This window comes from Lelliottia sp. 489 (assembly GCF_050435885.1).
Classification (GTDB): Bacteria; Pseudomonadota; Gammaproteobacteria; order Enterobacterales; family Enterobacteriaceae; genus Enterobacter; species Enterobacter nimipressuralis.
Genome location: NZ_JBNDLC010000002.1, coordinates 382497 through 397926 on the forward strand (window position 1 = coordinate 382497; position 15430 = coordinate 397926).

The following is a 15430-nucleotide window of genomic DNA, read 5'->3' on the forward strand; positions in this document are numbered from 1 at the left end:
GGCTCCTTAATTCAGAATCTGGACAGCAGCACCGGGCTGCAGTCGCGGTGCGCCGTCAGTGACCACGCGCTCATTCGCCTCAACGCCGCTTTGCACGGTGAACTGCTGGCCCATTTGTCCGCCGAGCGTGAGCGCGCGTTTTTCAGCATTTCCGTCGGCGTTCACTACCCAGGTGAAAAATCCGTCGCCATTTTGTTGTACCGCAGCCGCCGGGATCACCAGCGAATCCTGCTCGCTCTGCGGTCGCAGCCAGACATTCACGTTGCCCCCCGGCAGCAGGCGGTGCTGCGGATTGGCGAATTCGGCGCGCAGCATTACGCTGGCGGTGCGCGGGTCGATACGGTTATCCACCGAGGTCAGGGTGCCGTTTTCACGCTGCTCGCCGTTCTGAATCTGCGCCAGCCAGGCCTGTTTTAGCGCCGTGATATCCGCATGCTGCCCGGCTTTCGCGGCAAATGCCCCCTCTTCCAGGGCGAAGGCAATGCGGATGGGGTCAAGTTGCACCACCTCCACCAGCGGGCCGCTCGATGGATTCACTACGCTGCCGACATGGAAGCGGCTGTGGCCCATACGCCCGTTGATGGGTGAGACTATCCGCGTGAAACCGAGGGTGACGTTTCGCGCCTCGAGACGGGCATTGGCCTGCTCCAGCGCCGCGCGAGCCACGTCGCGCTGCATCTGTGCATTGTCGACGTCATTACGGCTGATAGCGTTGCCGGTTTTCAGGCTTTGAAAACGCGTGAGTTGCTGCTGCGCCTGGCGCAGGGTGGCTTCGGCACTTTTCACTTCCGCCTGCGCCAGACGCACCGCCGCACGCGGCTCCGCGTCGTCGAGTTCGAACAGCAGATCGCCCTGTTTGACGTACTGCCCGTCGCGGAAATGGATTTTGGCAATCGCCCCTTCCGTGCGCGCCCGCAGCTCTACCGTATGGATCGCCTCAATGCGGCCAGGGATCTGGCGCTCAGCGGCGTGGGTGGTCTGCTCGACGCTGGCGACGCGCACCGGAATGGCGGCGGCAAGGGCGGTTTGCAGGGTGCAGGAAAGAAGTGCGACCGCCAGAGCGGTGCGCAGGAAGGTGGATTTCATGGGGAAGTCCTCAGGTGATTGTCTCCCTCACCCTGGCCCGCTCCAGTGGAGAAGGTCAGGATGAGGGTGAGGGCAAAAAGTTATGCAGCCTTACGGAACCTGCGGGTCAGTCGCTTCTCAATTTCGACGATGAAGAACATCACGCCAGCCAGCGCCAGGGTAACACCCCAGTAGCGCAGCGGCAGGGCTTCGGTGCCGAAAAGCATCTGCATAAATGGCAGGTAGATAATCGCCAGCTGCAGCAGGAACAGCACACCCGTTACCAGCCAAATCCCTTTGTTCGCCAGCAGACCGCGGTTCAGAGAGAAACCATCGCTGTTGCGGCAGTTAATCATGTACACCCACTGCGCACACACCAGCATCTGCAGCAGCACGGTGCGGATGAACTCGGCGCTGTGGCCGCGCGGCGCGAGCCAAGCTTCCAGCGCAAAGGCTGCAATCGCAATCATGGTGCCGACGAAGGCCACGCGCCAGACGGCGAAGGCATCCATCACGTGCTGACCGGTCTGACGCGGCGGACGCTTCATGATGTTGCGCTCGGCGGCTTCAAAGGCCAGGCCGAAGGAGAGCGTGGCGGAGGTCGCCATGTTCATCCACAGAATCAGCACCGGCGTCAGCGGAATAATGTTCCCCGCCAGCAGGGCAATTACAATCAGCAGACCCTGCGCCAGGTTGGTTGGCATAATGAACAGAATCGTTTTCTTCAGGTTGTCGTAGACGCGACGCCCCTCTTTTACCGAGCTGGCGATGGTGGCGAAGTTGTCGTCCGTCAGAACCATATCGGCGGCTTCTTTGGTCACTTCCGTGCCTTTGATGCCCATGGCGATCCCGACATCCGCCTGACGCAGCGCGGGCGCATCGTTCACCCCATCGCCGGTCATCCCGACGATTTCACCTTTCTCCTGCAGGGCTTTCACCAGGCGCAGCTTATGCTCCGGGCTGGTACGCGCAAAGATGTCGTACTCCACCGCCGCATCCGCCAGCTCGGCGTCGTCCATCTTCTCCAGCTGATAGCCGGTAACTGCCTGCGCGCTGTTGGTGATCCCCAGCATCTGCCCGATGCTCATTGCGGTCTGCGGGTGGTCGCCGGTGATCATCTTCACGCGGATACCGGCCTGCTGACAGGCGTGGATGGCGTCGATAGCCTCCGGACGCGGCGGGTCCATCATCCCGGCGATGCCGAGGAAAATCAGCCCGTTGTTCAGGTCGTCGTGGCTCAGCCCCTGCTGATCGGCCGCCGCCGGTTTGTACGCGGCTGCTACCATGCGCAGCCCCTGGCTGGCATAACGCTCCATCTCGGTTTCCCACCAGGCGCGGTCAAACGCGTCGACACCGTGGCGAGTCTGCTGCTGGTCGCACAGGGCGAAAATCACGTCCGGCGCGCCGGTGACCAGGATCTGCTCCTCACTGCCAATCTGGTAGTGGGTGCTCATGTACTTGTACTGCGAGTCGAACGGAATTTTGTTAATCAGGCTGGTGACGACCGGCTCAAGATTAGCTTTGGCGGCCAGCACTTTCAGCGCCCCTTCCGTCGGCCCGCCGGTGATCCCCCACAGGCCGCGCTCGTCCTGAATAATCTGGCTGTCGTTGCACAGGTCAATGGTGCGCAGATAGTGCTCCAGCACCGTGCCCTGCTGAACGTGAACCGGCTCGTCGCTGCCGTCCAGATAGATGTTGCCCACTGGCTCGTAGCTGTTGCCTTCCACGCGGTAGCAGCAGTCGGCGGTGATAATTGCTTTAACGGTCATTTCGTTCATGGTCAGGGTGCCGGTTTTATCCGAGCAGACCACGGTCATCGCCCCCAGGGTTTCAACGGTTGGCAGCTTGCGAATAATCGCCTTTTTGCGCGCCATCGCCTGAACCCCGAGCGACAGGATAATCGAGATAATCGCTGGCAGACCTTCCGGCACAGAGGCCACCGCCAGGCTGATCAGAGAGAGCAGCAGCTCGCCCATTGGGATGTCGCGGAACACCAGGCTGAAGACAAACAGCGCCGCCATCATCGCCAGAATAATGGCGAAGATCGCTTTGCCGAGCTTGTCCATCTGCACCAGCAGCGGCGTGCGGTGCTTTTCAATTCCGGCCATCATCTGGTTGATGTGACCAAGCTCGGTGTCCTGGCCGGTGGCGATAACCACGCCCACACCGCCACCTGCGCTTACGGTGGTGCCGGAGAACACCAGGTTCGTGCGGTCACCGAGCGATAAGTCGCCCTGCAGTGGATTGGTATGTTTATCCACCACCGTCGATTCACCCGTCAGAATCGCCTCTTCGACGCGTAAATTATGCGCCTCGATCAGACGCATATCCGCCGGAATACGATCCCCGGCGCGCAGGACAATAATATCGCCCGGCACAATATCCGTGGTTGGAATGGTCTCATGGACGCCGTTACGAATAACTCGCGCATCGCTGGAGAGCATATTGCGAATACTTTGCAGCGATTTCTCCGCATTACTTTCCTGCACATGACCAATTAAGGCGTTGATTACCGCCACGCCGAGAATCACCAACGTATCCACCCAGTGACCCATCACGGCGGTTAATACGGCGGCGGCCAGAAGAACATAAATCAGGACGTCATTAAAATGGGCGAGAAAACGCAACCAGGCCGGTTTGCCTTTTTTCTCAGGCAGGGCATTTGGGCCATATTGCTGCAAACGCGCCTGGGCTTCTGCACGGTCCAGTCCGTTGGCGTGGCTCTTTTTTTGCGCCAGTACCTGCTCGATGGTCTGCTGGTATGGCCGATTCTGGGAGTGAGTCTTTTTGGTCATTGATGCAATTCCTTCAATATCCGGTGGACGGAAGCCTGAATTCCTTTCTGGCTTTATTAAATTCATTTTTTATGGCGTTAATTCTTGCGGTGTAAATTGTTCTGCCGCAATATAATTAGCGCCGGCTTATTCAAAACACACATTCAATATTTCGATGAGATGATTTTTACAAAATATTTCTAAACGCAATCTAAACGAGGAGAGAGCATGTTTGGGATTTATCGCGGGCGCCGCCTGGCTTTGTACATAGTTGTTGCCATTGTTATTGCGACGTTAATTGGATACAGCACATATACGTTTGTAAAATTATTCACCTGATGATGACAGTTATTTACATAACCACAGAATAATTGAATTCATTCATTCGAGGTTTAATTAAATCAGGAATATTCCCGGAATAATTATTCTTTTTTTATCAGGAAAGTGAATTTCGGGATGATATTGCTTTACGTTGCAGGATGCCGGACAATAACTTTTTTAACTGACAATTAACATTGATATGAAACACCCGTTAGAATCGCTGTTAACGGCAGGAGGCATTTTGCTGATGGCACTGCTCTCCTGCCTGTTGCTTCCCGCGCCATCATTCGGACTGGCGCTGGCGCAGAAACTGGTCGCTCTGTTTCATCTGATGGATCTGAACCAGCTTTACACTCTGGTGTTCTGTCTGTGGTTTATCCTGCTCGGCGCCATCGAATTTTTCGTCCTGCGTTTCATCTGGCGCCGCTGGTTTTCACTGACCGCGTAGCCCCGTGAAATCGCGCATTCCGTGGATCAGCGCTTCGCACCAGGCCGCGTAATCGTGGCCGCTGGACCACGGATGGAAGCTCACGCGATAGCCTTTCTCGCGTAATACCTGCTCAAACTTTTCCGTATTGCGATAGATCCCCCCGCCCGGCCCGGAGGTTTCGAAGCGCCCGGCCTGCAGCCAGAAGCGAATCGGATACGTTGGCGACTGCTGATACTGACGCGTGAGCCAGCCCGGCGCGTCCTCTTGCGGCGCCCACCAGTACGACCCCGACAAACTCAGCACATTGCCGAACAGATACGGATAACGCAGCGCCACCCAGGACGACGCAATTCCGCCATAACTTGATCCCGCCAGCACCGTCTTTTGCCGCTGCAGCGCAATCCCCTGTCCGCGCAGCCACGGCAGCAGCTCCTGCGCCATAAAATCGGCGTAATCCGGATTCGGCGGCAGCTCTTTGCCGCGACGGGCGTGATCGAGGCTATCAATAAACACCACGTTAATCGGCGGCAGGTGATGGCGGGCTATCAGTCCGTCGAGCACATTGGCAAAATGGTACTCATCCTGGTAAATCTGCCCGTCGAACAGGATCAGCGTCCAGCGTGCGGGCTGTGCGCCGCGCGGTTTGTAAATCATCACTTCCCGCGCATTACCGAGGATATGACTCGTAAACGGCTGGCGCGTCAGCGAGCCATGGGTAAGCGGCTGCGCGGCGGCCTGCGCAGAACAGTAGCGCGCGGGGCTGAGATCGAGCAGCGAATAGCGGTTCCAGCGATCGGCCTGCTGATCGCCGTAGGTCTGTGGATTGAGCGGATCGGCCTGCGCGCTCACCAGAATGGCGCGGCGCTGATCGCGTGCGCTGCCCTCCACGCGCGGCACGTCCGGTGCCAGTTTGTACTGCATGATTGTATCCGCCGGCACCACGTAGCTGCGGAACCAGACGTCGGTTTTGCCAAGACGAAACAGCGGATCGTGATCGCCTGCGGGCGATCCGAGAAGAAAGACGTTATCCCGCGCGCCGCGCCATAAGAACGTCACGCGCTTGTGGCTGGCATCGACCGGCTCCACCATCGGCGTTCCCTGCCGAATTTGCGCCTGCCAGAACGCATGCGTATCTCCACCGGCAGCAACCGTTTTAGCCAGCGTTTGCAGCGTAGGGCTTTCTGGCTCGAGCATCTGCGTGCGCGGGAGTGGCGACGTCTCTTTCATCCGCCACGTAAAGCGCCACGGCTTGCCCTCTTCCCCGTGCAGCACCAGAGACGTGCTCTGCTGCACCGGCAGCGCAAACAGCAGTGAGTGCTCACCATCGCTGGGACCTTTTTCAATCAGCGTGCGAATACGGCGGTTTTGCCCGTCCAGCAGCCTGGCATCGGTTACACCGCTCAGCGTCGCGGAAACGTAGTTTTCATCGAGCGCGGGCAGGACGAAACAGACCTCGCCGCTGGCATCGAATTTCCCTTTCTGTTCCCCCTGAATGGAAGGATGCTCGCACGTTGCCGCCAGTGCTGGCAGCGTACTTATCCCTAACAGCAACCCACTCCACGCCCTTTTCATACCGACTCGTTCCCCTGCAAAATTTGTTAGCAACGCTAATGCAAATGGTAATAATTTGCAATATCATCTACGCCGTTATTAGGGTGTTTTTATGGCGATAGCAATTAAGGGATTTTAATAAAAATGTTTAAAAATAATAAGATAATGCAACTCTGGTTGCTGAGTCTGGCCAGCGTCAGCGTGGCGGCTCAGGCAGAAACAAATGAAGAAACGCTTCTGGTCACGCAGAGTATCAGCCAGGAGCCGACCGCTCCGGTGAAGGGGATCGTGGCGACGAAGACCCTTTCGGCGACCAAAACCAGTGCCGATATTGTGAAAACGCCGCAGTCGGTTTCCGTCATTACGCGCGATCAGATGGAGCAGCTGGATGTCACGTCCGTGTCACAGGCCCTGCGCTACTCTGCCGGGGTGTTTACGGAATATCGCGGCTCGTCCAACCGTAACGATGAAGTGTTCGTGCGCGGCTTCAGCTACGTGCCGAAATTCCTCGACGGGCTGAGCTACGGCGCGACGGCCTCCTCGCAAACCGGCACCGTGGATCCGTGGCTGCTGGAGCGCGTCGAGCTGGTGCGCGGCCCGGCCTCAGTGCTGTTTGGTCAGGTCAACCCGGGCGGGCTGATCAGCATGACCAGCAAGCGCCCGACCAGTGAGCCAGTTCACAACGTGCAGTTCCGCACCGGCAATCACGATCTCGGTGAAGGGGCGTTTGATTTCGGTGGCCCGCTCAGCGACGATGGTCGCGTGCTGTATCGCGTGAACGGAATAGCCCGCACGCAGCACAACCAGGTGGAGGATTACAAAGAGACGCGGATGGCGATTGCCCCGGCGCTCACCTGGTACCCTAACGATCAGACGCGCTTTACCCTGCTGACCAGCTACCAGAAAGATCCTGACGCGGGCTATCGCAACTTCCTGCCCGCTTATGGCACCGTGACCAGCGCCAACGGGCGCTACATTCCGCGCGACTTTAACGTCAGCGATCCGGATTACAACCAGTCCTGGCGTGAGCAGACGATGATCGGCTACGAGCTGGAACATCAGTTCGCCGATAACCTCACCTTCCGCCAGAACGCCCGCTACGCCTCCATCAAGCAGAAATATCGCTATCTGGTGTACGCCAACAGCGCGGCAGACAGCACGGTGCTGACCCGCCGCGCCCAGCATGAAGAGCGCACCACCAACGAGTTTGGTCTCGATAACCAGCTGGAATCCCTCTTCACTACCGGCGATGTGAGCCATACCCTGCTCGGCGGGCTGGACTACAAAACCAGCAAAGATAAGCAGTTGCTGGAACGCGGGATGGGCAAACAGTACGACCTCGACTGGACGAAGCCGGTATATGGCATCAACGTCGATGAGAGCACGTTCAGCACCGCGACGGACGAGCAGCAAAACCTCGACCAGATGGGCGTCTATTTGCAGGATCAGCTGAGCTGGAATAACTGGGAATGGCTGGTGTCCGGGCGTTACGACTGGACCGAAGTGCGGACCACCGATTTCACCGGCGGCGCGCCGACCCAGCAGAACGATAACAAGTTCACCTGGCGCACCGGGCTGCTCTATGCGTTCGACTTTGGTCTCTCGCCGTACGTCAGCTACAGCACCTCCTTCGAGCCGAGCCTGCAAACTAACCGTGCACCGGGCGTGGCACCGTTTAAACCAACCACCGGGAAGCAGACGGAAATCGGCCTGAAGTATCAGCCGGTCGATTCCACGCTGATGACCCTGGCGCTGTACGATCTGACCCAGAGCAACGTGGCGACATACAACAGCGCCCAGGGCTGGTTCGAAAACGCGGGCGAAGTGCGCTCCAAAGGGGTGGAGGCCGAGATCCACTCAACGCTGATGGAGAGCATCAACCTCATCGGGTCGTATACCTACACCGATGCGGAAACGCAGAGCACCACAGTGGCAGGCACCGAAGGCAAAACCCCGGCGCGTATTCCGGCACACATGGCGTCGGCCTTCGCCAGCTACACCGTGCCTGGCGGGGCGCTGAAAAGCCTGACGGCGGGCGTGGGGATGCGCTACATCGGCACCAGCTATGGCGATGCGAAAAACACCTTCAAAGTGGCGTCGGTAGATCTGTATGACGCGATGATGAGCTATGAACTGGGCGAGCTGAACAGCAGCCTGAAAGGGGCCAGCGTGCAGTTCAACGTCAATAACGTGGCGGATACCAAGTATGTGGCGTCCTGCGCCAGCGATACGGCGTGTTTCTACGGGATTGGTCGTACGGTGACGGCGACGGTGAATTATCGTTGGTAGTGAGCGATTGCCGGGTGGCGGCACCGCCGCACCCGGCATACAAACTCACACGTCTTTTAATGCGTGCGGCTGTGATTCTCTTTGCGGTACGCACCCGGCGGCTGATTGAAGGTACGGGTAAAAATCCGCGTAAATGTCTGCTGAGAATCAAACCCGTAGCGCAGACAGATGTCATACACCCGTTCGTCGGACTCGCGCAGATCCCGCGCTGCCAGCAGCAGTTTGCGCTCGCGAATGTACCGCCCCAGGCTTTCACCCTTGTACTGCATAAACAAACGCTGCAGATGCCATTTGGAGTACCCCGCGTGACGGGCGATCTCCTCAATGCGCAGCGGCTGATGTAGATTGTCGTCGATCCACTCAACGATGGTGTCGATGACCTGAGCGGAAATAGTCATGCTGCTCTCCCCCTCGACTGCTTGTCGGTTAAACATTATTCCCACCACTCACGAAATTGCTGCGTCGTATCATTCACCCTGACCGGCTCGCCCAGCTCCGGCGTCAGCAGACGATACTTTTTATCCTGGCTTGCGCGCGTCAGCTGAATTACCGGGTCGTTCCAGCTGTGTTTTGCCAGCACAAAGCGTCCGTAATGGCCCGGCACCACCGCTTTAGCGTTGATATCGGCGGCGGCCTGCGCGGTCTCTTCCGGCAACATGTGAATGTATTTCCAGTCCTGGTCGTACTGTCCGTTTTCCATGATCGCCAGATCGACCTCGCCGAACTGCTCACCAATGGCTTTAAAGTGCGGGCCGTAGCCAGAATCGCCGCTGTAGTAGACCTTTTGCTCAGGCGTGACGAACATAAAACTGCCCCACAGGGTTTGATTGCGTTTGAGTCCTCGGCCAGAGAAATGGCGTGCGGGCAGCACGTGTACCGTCAGCTCATCGCTGATACGCACCGACTGATTCCAGTCGCGCTCGTCGATAATCTGTGGGTCCATTCCCCAGTAGCGCAGATGCGACCCGACGCCGAGCGGCGTGACCACACGCTTCACCTTCGGCATCAGCGCCTTGATGGTGGCGTAATCGAGGTGATCGTAGTGATCGTGCGAGATGATCAGCAGGTCGATCTCAGGCATCGTTTCCGCGCGCCACGGATATTCCCCGGCAAAGGCTTTGTTGAGGAACGAAAACGGCGCGGCGTAGCTGCTGAAGACCGGATCAATCAGAATGCGTTTGCCCGCCAGCTGCAGATACCACGACGAATGCCCGAGCCAGACCAGCGTCTCCTGCTCCAGCGGAATCGCCGCCAGATCGGTTTTCACCAGCGGCAACGGCTGAGCGGGACGGGCGTTTTCCTTTTTGCTGACCAGAAATTCCCACATCGCCACCAGCATATTTTTGTCGCCGTTGTAGCCCGGCGTCGGCAGCGTATTGTGGAACTGTCCGTCGCGATAGTGTGGCGAGGCCTCCACTTCACTGAGCTGTGCGCCCTGCGGCGGCTGGCCGAATCCGGCATTTAACACAAAGGGCAAACTCGCCGCTGAAGCAATAATCATGACAAACACCACGCTAAGAAGAAGAGGCTTTTTCATATCCTGACCCGAATACGCGCCCCCTTCCGTTGGTTTGCGCGGGTTGAACTTGATTATGAGTGAGTAAGCACTCATTATAGATATGATGATAAAGTCGTCAAGACGTTTTCGATCTTTGACATTCCGCGTTGCAGCGTGGCAAAGAGCATGTTTCAATCAGGGTTTTACACATTGACAGGAGGGGAATTTTAGTGGCACGTCCGAAGAGTGAAGATAAAAGACAGGCGTTACTGGAGGCAGCAACCGCTGCATTTGCGCAGTCAGGGATTGCTGCATCGACGGCGCTTATCGCCCGTAACGCGGGCGTCGCTGAAGGCACGCTGTTTCGCTATTTTGCTACTAAAGACGACCTGCTGAATGCCCTCTATCTGCACCTGAAACAGGATCTCTGCCAGACCATGCTGGCAAACCTGGACCGCGCCATTAACACCCCGAAAGAACATACCCGCAATATCTGGAACAGCTATGTGGACTGGGGGATTCGCAACCCTGTCGCCCACGGCGCTATCCGCCAGCTCGGCGTGAGTGAAAAGATCAACGCCGAAACGGAACAGGCGGTGCATGAGATGTTCCCGGAACTGCACGAGCTGTGCCGTCGCTCTGTGCGCCAGGTGTTTATGTCCGATGAGTTTCGCACCTTCGGCGATGCGATTTTCTTATCGCTTGCCGAAACGACGATGGAATTCGCCACCCGCGACCCGTCCCGCGCCAGTGATTTTAAATCCCTTGGCTTTGAATCCATGTGGCGCGCGCTCGCCATTGAGGATGTGAATGGACAGTAAATCCCTGCAGGCCTGCGCCAAACGCGTCGCGCTGGAATTGCCCTTCACCGAGCACTGCTGGCCCTTTGGCCCAGAATATGACGTGTTTAAGATCAACGGGAAGATCTTCATGCTGATGGCGGTCGCCCACGGGCGGGCGCATGTCAGCCTGAAATCCGATCCGGAGAAATCACTGCTCAACCAGCAGATCTATCGCGGCATCGAACCCGGCTATCATCTGAATAAAAAACACTGGATCTCCCTCTACGAAGCCGACGATATCACGCCAGAACTGGTGGCGGATTTGGTTCTCGACTCGTGGAATCTGGTGGTGGATAAGCTGCCGAAAAAAGATCAGAAGCGCATTCGCCCTGCCTGATTGTTCATGTCAGACGAACAGTATAAGCGCATATCTGGCACTTATCTTTTCCCGTGAGTCCTTGTAATCTGCTCTCTTTTCTCGCCCGCAGACGGCGAATTTATTGACCAGGAGTTGTTATGGATATCATTTCAGTTGCCCTGAAGCGTCACTCGACCAAGGCATTTGATCCCACCAAAAAGTTGACCGCAGAACAGGCAGAACAAATCAAAACGCTGCTGCAGTTCAGCCCGTCCAGCACCAACTCACAGCCGTGGCATTTCATCGTCGCCAGTACCGAAGAGGGCAAAGCGCGCGTGGCAAAATCAGCGGCAGGCACTTACGTGTTCAACGAGCGTAAAATGCTGGATGCGTCCCACGTCGTCGTCTTCTGCGCAAAAACCGCGATGGACGATGCGTGGCTCGAGCGCGTCGTGGATCAGGAAGAAGCCGACGGGCGTTTTGCGACCCCAGAAGCGAAAGCCGCAAACCACAAGGGCCGCTGCTACTTTGCCGACATGCATCGCGTCGATCTAAAAGATGACGATCAGTGGATGGCCAAACAGGTTTACCTGAACGTCGGTAACTTCCTGCTGGGCGTGGGTGCGCTGGGTCTGGACGCGGTGCCGATTGAAGGTTTCGACGCCGCCATCCTCGACGAAGAGTTCGGCCTGAAAGCGCAGGGCTTCACCAGCCTGGTCGTTGTGCCGGTCGGCCACCACAGCGTGGAAGATTTCAACGCCGCTCTGCCAAAATCTCGTCTGCCGTTGAGCACGATTATTACTGAGTGCTAATCGACAGGGGCACGCTGGTTTCCGGCGTGCCAAATTCTCTCCGCATAACGCCCAATCACCGCCAGCGACGCCGCCAGAATCAGGAAGAAAATCACTTTATTCATCCCGTCCCAGAAGTATTCGAAATAGCGGGTATAGAGGTTGATGGCGAGAAACGTCAGGCCAAAACCGCGCAGCATGCCGTCGTCGGTTTTCAGGCTGATATAAATACAGACAATGGCGGCGACGGCGAAAAGCAGCGCCCACGGCAGCAGCGCGGCGCGGGTGACGCCATACCAGCTGTCGATATCGTAATTACCAAAAATCGACATGATCCACAGGGCCACAAACAGGTACGTCAGCCCCATCGCTTTACTGGTGGTGTACAAGTGACGTTTGATTAACATCGCCCGCAGCAGCCAGCACAGCGCCAGCAGCGCCCCGCCGAAGAAGATAAACCGCACCGGGTAGTTCATCCCCAGCCAGTAGGCCCCCCAGCCGGACATATACCCGGTTTCAGCCCCAAACCAGTTGCCGAGCGACAGCAGGAAAAAGAGCCACACCAGACCCGAGCGCCCAAAGAAGCCCACCAGCCCGTAAACCACGCAGCCTGCAAGGAATAGCGGCGCGATATGCCCGCTGCCGTTATCCAGCCGCTCGCCCAGCTGCCAGAGCGCAATGGCGGTGAAGAGAACGCCGAGAAACAGAATTGCTTCGGTGCTGTAGTGCCACTGGGTTTCTCGCCGCTGGCGGCTGAATCCCCAGAGATAAAAGGCCACCGCCAGCACGGCGGGCAGCCCGATGCGGGCAACGAAAGAGAAGGAGAAAAAGGCGATGATACGTTCCATCAGCTCGCTGTCAGCAAACAGGCTGGCGAAGGCGATCATCACGCAGGCCAGCGCGGTCCAGAAGGCGTAACGGCTGAGTCGCTGCCAGTCCATCGCCACGCGTTTGAGGGTGCCCGCCAGCCGCTGGTGTTCATCGGTACTGAGCGCGCCCTCCTGCTCCCATTCGACGAGCGCCCGACGCAGCAGGCGTTCCTGTTTGCGAGTCACGTTCATGTTCTGTCCCTGAATGAGTGAAATTTAGTTGAGTATAACAGCCTGTTCCGCCAGCCACGTGAGCGCATGTTCCCCCGCGTCGTCCACCGGGAGATAAACCAGCAGCCGCGAGCCGTTGCGCGGAGCGGAGTACCAGTACATCTGCTGAAGCTGAAAATCCCCCAGCTGCGGATGACTAAAGAGTTTCAGCTGATTTTCCACGCCGCGCACGTCATAGCGCTGGTGCCACAGGGCCTCGAACTCTGCGGAGACGGCAAAGAAGCGCGCCAGCTGCGCTTCCCACTGCGGTTCGCCACGATGCTCGGCCATTGCCGCGCGGAAGTAGGAGACGAAAATCGGCAGCACGTCATCGCGTTTGCCGAGTCGACTGCGCCACGCCGGATGGGTGAGAAAGAGGTAGATGCAGTTACGATCTTCCGGCGGAATGGCGTTGAAATCCACCCCCATCAGATGACCAAAACTGTCGTTCCACGCCACGATGTCGAAGTTCGGTTTCTGGATGCTGGCCGGTTTCGGCATCAGCGTATCCAGCAGACGCCGCGTGCCTTCGCTGATCCCCTCACACACGGTCTGCTGCGGCGCTTCGCCCGGCGGCAGCCCCGCCAGCACAAACAGATGGCGGGTTTCCGTGGCGGTGCATTGCAGGGCTTTCGCCACCGCCACCATGACGGCGCTGGAGGGATTGACGTCCCTGCCCTGCTCAAGCCAGGTGTACCAGGTCACCCCCACATCCGCCAGCATCGCCACCTCTTCGCGACGCAACCCCGGCGTGCGGCGCCGACCGCTGCGCGGCAGGCCCAGCCGCTGGGGATCGAGGCTTTCGCGGCGCGCGCGTAAAAAGGCCCCAAGCTGCTTGCGGTTGTCGTCCTGCAAAGAGGAAGTGGGTTCGGTCATTAGCGTCATACAGCCCCCTGCGTGGTAGTGCCAGTACCAGTATAAGCAAGAACTGGTACCCGTTTTTATTATCACCGATGCTACGTCCATCTGCTGAATGACGCAATGGAGTCACCATGAATACGTCTGTTGTTTCACCGGGTCGCGCAGGCCTGATATTGCTGCTTACAGGCCAGATGCTGCCGCTGATTGATACCTCAATCACCAACGTGGCGCTGGATTCGATCACCCACTCACTGCACGCCACGGCCACCGAACTGGAGCTGATTGTGGCGCTGTACGGCGTGGCCTTCGCCGTCTGTCTCGCGCTGGGCAGTAAGCTTGGCGATAACCTTGGCCGCCGCCGTCTGTTTATGTGGGGCGTGGCCTCCTTTGGCGCGGCATCGCTGCTGTGCGGCCTGGCGGGAAGCGTGGAGCAACTGCTGGGCGCTCGCGTGTTGCAGGGCGCAGGCGCGGCGCTGATCGTGCCGCAGATCCTCGCCACGCTGCACGTCACCCTGAAAGGCACGGCCCACGCCAAAGCCATCAGTCTGTTTGGCGGCATCGGCGGAATTGCGTTTATCGTCGGCCAGATGGGCGGCGGCTGGCTGGTGTCGGCGGATATCGCCGGGCTGGGCTGGCGAAACGCGTTCTTTATCAACGTGCCGATTTGCCTGCTGGTGCTGGCCCTGAGCCGTCGCTACGTGCCGGAAACTCGCCGCGAAACGCCGTCGCGCATCGACTGGCAGGGGACCACCCTGCTGGCAGTGATCCTGTGCTGCCTGCTGTTCCCGATGGCGCTCGGGCCGGAACTCCACTGGCCGCTGGTGTTGCAACTGGCGCTGATCGCGGTGGTTCCGCTGATGCTGTGGATGCGCGCCAGCGCGTTGCGTAAGCAGCAGCGCGGCGAACATCCCCTGCTGCCCCCGCGTTTGCTGAAACTCACCAGCATCCGCTTTGGGATGGTGATCGCCCTGCTGTTTTTCAGCGCCTGGTCAGGCTTTATGTTCTGTATGGCACTGACCATGCAGGCTGGGCTGGGGATGGCGCCGTGGCAGTCGGGAAATAGCTTCATCGCCCTCGGCGTGGCCTATTTTGTCTCCGCCTGGTACGCGCCAAAACTGATTGCCCGCTACAGCATGGGGCGCATTCTGATGACCGGCCTGACGGTACAGATCGCGGGTCTGCTGCTGTTGATCGCCACCTTCTGGCGCTTCGGCCAGGCAAATACGGCGCTGACGCTGGCCCCTGCCACAATCCTGATTGGCTATGGTCAGGCGCTGATCGTCAACAGTTTTTACAGGATTGGGATGCGCGATATCAGCAGCTGCGACGCAGGCGCGGGAAGCGCAATCTTGAGCACGCTGCAACAGGCCACGCTCGGTCTCGGCCCTGCCATTCTTGGCACCCTGTTCCTGACCTTTGCGCGTCACAACGGCGGCCATTACCCGCAGGCAATGATCGGTTTTCTGAGTATTGAAGTGGTGATGATGCTGGCGCTTGGCGGCATTGCCCTGTGGTTACGCCACCGCCTGGAGGCCGGCCCGCTACCTGCCGCATCATAGACACCACCTGCATAGCGTCGCGGGTTGCATAATAAACACGCAGCCGTCATGATAAAAGGAGGATATTCAGGA

The 15430-nt window shown here is 58.3% G+C and carries 13 protein-coding genes; 6 read left to right on the top strand and 7 right to left on the bottom strand.

What is annotated here, in order from left to right; all coding sequences use genetic code 11:
* Positions 1–6: 6 nt before the first annotated feature.
* Entirely contained in the window at positions 7–1086 is a 1080-nt protein-coding gene (locus ABIE11_RS09850; protein ID WP_100777294.1) for an efflux RND transporter periplasmic adaptor subunit, read from the bottom strand.
* A gap of 80 nt (positions 1087–1166) precedes the next feature.
* Entirely contained in the window at positions 1167–3860 is a 2694-nt protein-coding gene (locus tag ABIE11_RS09855) for a cation-transporting P-type ATPase (RefSeq protein WP_429184411.1), read from the bottom strand.
* Between the two features lie 499 nt (positions 3861–4359).
* Here ABIE11_RS09855 and ABIE11_RS09860 point away from each other — a divergent pair, with 499 nt between their 5' ends.
* On the top strand, positions 4360–4608 hold the full coding sequence (locus ABIE11_RS09860; protein WP_100777296.1) for a DUF1158 domain-containing protein: 249 nt from the start codon (positions 4360–4362) through the stop codon (positions 4606–4608).
* Here ABIE11_RS09860 and ABIE11_RS09865 read toward each other — a convergent pair.
* Complete coding sequence (locus ABIE11_RS09865; RefSeq protein ID WP_429184412.1) at positions 4594–6162, bottom strand: alpha/beta hydrolase-fold protein; 1569 nt, start codon at positions 6160–6162, stop codon at positions 4594–4596. The genes ABIE11_RS09860 and ABIE11_RS09865 overlap by 15 nt on opposite strands.
* A gap of 123 nt (positions 6163–6285) precedes the next feature.
* Here ABIE11_RS09865 and ABIE11_RS09870 point away from each other — a divergent pair, with 123 nt between their 5' ends.
* The gene (locus ABIE11_RS09870; protein ID WP_429184413.1) at positions 6286–8430 is read left to right on the top strand and encodes a TonB-dependent siderophore receptor; all 2145 of its coding nucleotides are present in this window, start codon (positions 6286–6288) and stop codon (positions 8428–8430) included.
* A gap of 56 nt (positions 8431–8486) precedes the next feature.
* Here ABIE11_RS09870 and ABIE11_RS09875 read toward each other — a convergent pair whose 3' ends face one another.
* Positions 8487–8828, bottom strand: a complete 342-nt coding sequence (locus tag ABIE11_RS09875; protein ID WP_020885132.1) for a RamA family antibiotic efflux transcriptional regulator — start codon at positions 8826–8828, stop codon at positions 8487–8489.
* 35 nt (positions 8829–8863) lie between these two features.
* Complete coding sequence (locus ABIE11_RS09880; RefSeq protein WP_429184414.1) at positions 8864–9967, bottom strand: MBL fold metallo-hydrolase; 1104 nt, start codon at positions 9965–9967, stop codon at positions 8864–8866.
* Positions 9968–10158: 191 nt separating this feature from the next.
* On the opposite strand from ABIE11_RS09880, the gene ABIE11_RS09885 reads away from it, so the two are divergent.
* From ABIE11_RS09885 to nfsB, 3 genes are all read left to right on the top strand, one after another.
* Positions 10159–10749: a TetR/AcrR family transcriptional regulator gene (locus tag ABIE11_RS09885; RefSeq protein ID WP_100777300.1), complete on the top strand. Its 591-nt coding sequence runs from the start codon at positions 10159–10161 to the stop codon at positions 10747–10749.
* On the top strand, positions 10739–11107 hold the full coding sequence (locus ABIE11_RS09890) for an MmcQ/YjbR family DNA-binding protein (protein ID WP_100777301.1): 369 nt from the start codon (positions 10739–10741) through the stop codon (positions 11105–11107). The genes ABIE11_RS09885 and ABIE11_RS09890 overlap by 11 nt, the downstream gene beginning before the upstream one ends.
* Before the next feature lie 119 nt (positions 11108–11226).
* Positions 11227–11880, top strand: coding sequence for an oxygen-insensitive NAD(P)H nitroreductase (gene nfsB, locus ABIE11_RS09895; RefSeq protein ID WP_107704096.1), 654 nt, complete (start codon positions 11227–11229; stop codon positions 11878–11880).
* On the opposite strand, the gene ABIE11_RS09900 is transcribed toward nfsB, so the two are convergent.
* Both ABIE11_RS09900 and ABIE11_RS09905 read right to left on the bottom strand, forming a co-directional pair.
* Positions 11877–12920 (bottom strand): DUF2157 domain-containing protein, encoded by a 1044-nt coding sequence (locus ABIE11_RS09900; protein ID WP_429184415.1) that lies wholly within the window; start codon positions 12918–12920, stop codon positions 11877–11879. The two genes, nfsB and ABIE11_RS09900, sit on opposite strands and share 4 nt — an antisense overlap.
* A gap of 24 nt (positions 12921–12944) precedes the next feature.
* The gene (locus ABIE11_RS09905) at positions 12945–13823 is read right to left on the bottom strand and encodes a helix-turn-helix transcriptional regulator (protein ID WP_100777304.1); all 879 of its coding nucleotides are present in this window, start codon (positions 13821–13823) and stop codon (positions 12945–12947) included.
* A 107-nt stretch (positions 13824–13930) separates the two neighbouring features.
* Here ABIE11_RS09905 and ABIE11_RS09910 point away from each other — a divergent pair, with 107 nt between their 5' ends.
* Positions 13931–15358, top strand: coding sequence for an MFS transporter (locus ABIE11_RS09910; protein WP_429184416.1), 1428 nt, complete (start codon positions 13931–13933; stop codon positions 15356–15358).
* The last annotated feature ends 72 nt before the right edge of the window (positions 15359–15430 follow it).

What these genes read in the sequence shown, in the direction of transcription:
- ABIE11_RS09870 (WP_429184413.1), top strand. Translation starts at nt 6,286, where the DNA reads ATGTTTAAAAATAATAAGATAATGCAACTCTGGTTGCTGAGTCTGGCC.
- nfsB (WP_107704096.1), top strand. Translation starts at nt 11,227, where the DNA reads ATGGATATCATTTCAGTTGCCCTGAAGCGTCACTCGACCAAGGCATTT.
- ABIE11_RS09910 (WP_429184416.1), top strand. Translation starts at nt 13,931, where the DNA reads ATGAATACGTCTGTTGTTTCACCGGGTCGCGCAGGCCTGATATTGCTG.
- ABIE11_RS09855 (WP_429184411.1), bottom strand. Translation starts at nt 3,860, where the DNA reads ATGACCAAAAAGACTCACTCCCAGAATCGGCCATACCAGCAGACCATC.
- ABIE11_RS09900 (WP_429184415.1), bottom strand. Translation starts at nt 12,920, where the DNA reads ATGAACGTGACTCGCAAACAGGAACGCCTGCTGCGTCGGGCGCTCGTC.
- ABIE11_RS09880 (WP_429184414.1), bottom strand. Translation starts at nt 9,967, where the DNA reads ATGAAAAAGCCTCTTCTTCTTAGCGTGGTGTTTGTCATGATTATTGCT.
- ABIE11_RS09865 (WP_429184412.1), bottom strand. Translation starts at nt 6,162, where the DNA reads ATGAAAAGGGCGTGGAGTGGGTTGCTGTTAGGGATAAGTACGCTGCCA.
- ABIE11_RS09850 (WP_100777294.1), bottom strand. Translation starts at nt 1,086, where the DNA reads ATGAAATCCACCTTCCTGCGCACCGCTCTGGCGGTCGCACTTCTTTCC.
- ABIE11_RS09905 (WP_100777304.1), bottom strand. Translation starts at nt 13,823, where the DNA reads ATGACGCTAATGACCGAACCCACTTCCTCTTTGCAGGACGACAACCGC.
- ABIE11_RS09875 (WP_020885132.1), bottom strand. Translation starts at nt 8,828, where the DNA reads ATGACTATTTCCGCTCAGGTCATCGACACCATCGTTGAGTGGATCGAC.
- ABIE11_RS09860 (WP_100777296.1), top strand. Translation starts at nt 4,360, where the DNA reads ATGAAACACCCGTTAGAATCGCTGTTAACGGCAGGAGGCATTTTGCTG.
- ABIE11_RS09890 (WP_100777301.1), top strand. Translation starts at nt 10,739, where the DNA reads ATGGACAGTAAATCCCTGCAGGCCTGCGCCAAACGCGTCGCGCTGGAA.